Annotated in this window: 3 protein-coding genes; 2 read left to right on the forward strand and 1 reads right to left on the reverse strand. The window is 58.8% G+C overall.

Going from position 1 to position 2,062, the window contains the following annotated elements:
- The first annotated feature begins 160 nt into the window (after nucleotides 1-160).
- The gene (locus tag QMX98_RS34245; protein ID WP_282412068.1) at nucleotides 161-925 is read left to right on the forward strand and encodes a sulfite exporter TauE/SafE family protein; all 765 of its coding nucleotides are present in this window, start codon (nucleotides 161-163) and stop codon (nucleotides 923-925) included.
- On the opposite strand, the gene QMX98_RS34250 is transcribed toward QMX98_RS34245, so the two are convergent.
- Nucleotides 915-1,229 (reverse strand): putative quinol monooxygenase, encoded by a 315-nt coding sequence (locus tag QMX98_RS34250; protein WP_282412069.1) that lies wholly within the window; start codon nucleotides 1,227-1,229, stop codon nucleotides 915-917. The two genes, QMX98_RS34245 and QMX98_RS34250, sit on opposite strands and share 11 nt — an antisense overlap.
- A 161-nt stretch (nucleotides 1,230-1,390) precedes the next feature.
- Between QMX98_RS34250 and QMX98_RS34255 the strand changes: the two genes are divergently transcribed.
- Nucleotides 1,391-1,981 carry an NAD(P)H-dependent oxidoreductase gene (locus QMX98_RS34255; protein ID WP_172792209.1) on the forward strand — a complete coding sequence of 197 codons (591 nt, stop codon included), beginning with the start codon at nucleotides 1,391-1,393 and terminating at the stop codon, nucleotides 1,979-1,981.
- Nucleotides 1,982-2,062: the final 81 nt, after the last annotated feature.

Consider the following 2,062-nt stretch of genomic DNA (forward strand, 5'->3'; position numbering starts at 1 on the left):
GGCTCGCTCCCACATTGGGAAATGCGTTTTAACTGTGGGGGCGAGCCTGCTCGCGAAGGCGTCAGTCGTAACGACGCAGTTGTCAGCCTCTTGTCAGGCAAGAGGCAGCCTCAGTATATGGCATATTTTCAACCCGCCAATCCAGGCTCACCATGGCCCCATGAATACTCTCTCTGCGTTCTATCAAAACCTCGGCCTGACCCTTTCCTTGCTGGTGATCGCCACATTCCTGCTGGCCGGCATGATCAAAGGCGTGATCGGCCTCGGATTACCCACCATCGCCATGGGCCTGCTCGGTCTGGCTATGGCCCCGTCACAGGCTGCCGCGCTGCTGATCATCCCGGCAACCCTCACCAATGTCTGGCAACTGGCATTCGGTGGGCATTTGCTCGGTTTGATCAAACGGTTGTGGCCGATGCTCCTGGCGATCTTCATCGGTACCGGGGCAGGCACGGTGTGGATCGGCATGGCCGGTGGTCAGTGGATGGTGCGGGCGTTGGGCGGGGCGCTGATGCTTTATGCACTGAGCGGTCTATTCCTGCCGGCCTTGCGCGTGGGGGGGCAGAGCGAACGCTGGCTTGGTCCGCTGTGTGGAGTTGTGACGGGCGTCATCACCTCGGCCACCGGCGTCTTCGTGATTCCGGCGGTGCCGTATCTGCAAGCACTGGGTTTGAGCAAGGATGAACTGGTGCAAGCCCTGGGCCTGTCTTTCACCGTCTCGACCCTCGCCCTGGCCGCCGGCCTGTTATGGCGCGGCGCCCTTGGCGGTGGTGAACTGAGTGCGTCGTTGCTGGCGTTGATCCCGGCAGTGCTCGGCATGTTGCTCGGCCAATGGCTGCGTCAGCGGATCAGCGCCGTGCTGTTCAAGCGCGTGTTCTTCATCGGCCTCGGTGTGCTCGGCGGCCATTTGCTAATCAACGGGTAGCGGAGGACGGGCTAAGCATCTCGATGGCGCGGATATCAAAATCCCGTTCCAGGTATTCCATGCGCATGTCGCGGAACTGCTGCATGTGCGGCAGGTTCGAGTGCACGTCGAGGTGCGCCTGGGACTGCCAGATCTCGTAGAAGATAAACAGGCTCGGGTCCTGTTTGTCGCGCAGCATGTGGTACTCGATGCAGCCGGGCTCGGCGCGACTCGCTTCTACATGGCCGCGGAAAAACGCTTCGAAGGCGTCGGATTTTTCCGGGCGGGTCTTGGCGTGCAGGATGAAGCCTTGCAGTTCACTCATCAGAAATCTCCTCAAGTTCAGAATCGGCGCAAGTTTATGGCAACAATCCAATGTTGATTCGTGCGTATTGGTCAAATGTATTTTGCGAATTCAGCGCTTATTCCGCGCGAGGCAGCTCGTTACTCTGCCGCCATCGAATTCCTGACCTTCCGAGATTTCTCATGAAAAAAGTCCTGTTGCTCAATGGCGGTAAAAAGTTCGCCCACTCCGATGGCCGCTACAACACCACCCTGCATGACGCCGCGTTGAGCGTGCTGGATCGCGGCGGCATCGATGTAAAAGCCACCTTCATCGACGAGGGCTACGACGTTGCTGAAGAAGTCGCCAAATATCTCTGGGCCGACGTGATCATTTATCAAATGCCCGGTTGGTGGATGGGCGCACCGTGGACGGTGAAGAAGTACATCGACGAAGTCTTCACTGAAGGCCATGGCAGCCTCTACGCCAGCGACGGCCGCACCCGATCCGACGCCTCGCAAAAATACGGCAGCGGCGGTTTGGTGCACGGCAAGCAATACATGTTGTCGCTGACCTGGAACGCACCGCAGCAAGCCTTTGACGACCCGACCGACTTCTTCGAAGGCAAAGGCGTGGACGCGGTGTACTTCCCGTTTCACAAGGCCAACGAATTTCTCGGCATGAGCGGTTTGCCGACCTTCCTGGCGGTCGATGTGATGAAACGTCCGAATATCGAGGCTGATGTGGCGCGCTATGAACAGCACCTGACCGAGGTGTTCGGCCTCAAGGCGTGAGCTCGGTTACTATCGATACCTGAAGCCAGAACCTGTAGGAGCCAGGCTTGCCGGCGAAGGCGTTTTAGCAGACGCCTTCGC

This window comes from Pseudomonas sp. PS02303, assembly GCF_029959925.1.
In the GTDB taxonomy this organism is placed as follows: domain Bacteria; phylum Pseudomonadota; class Gammaproteobacteria; order Pseudomonadales; family Pseudomonadaceae; genus Aquipseudomonas; species Aquipseudomonas mandelii.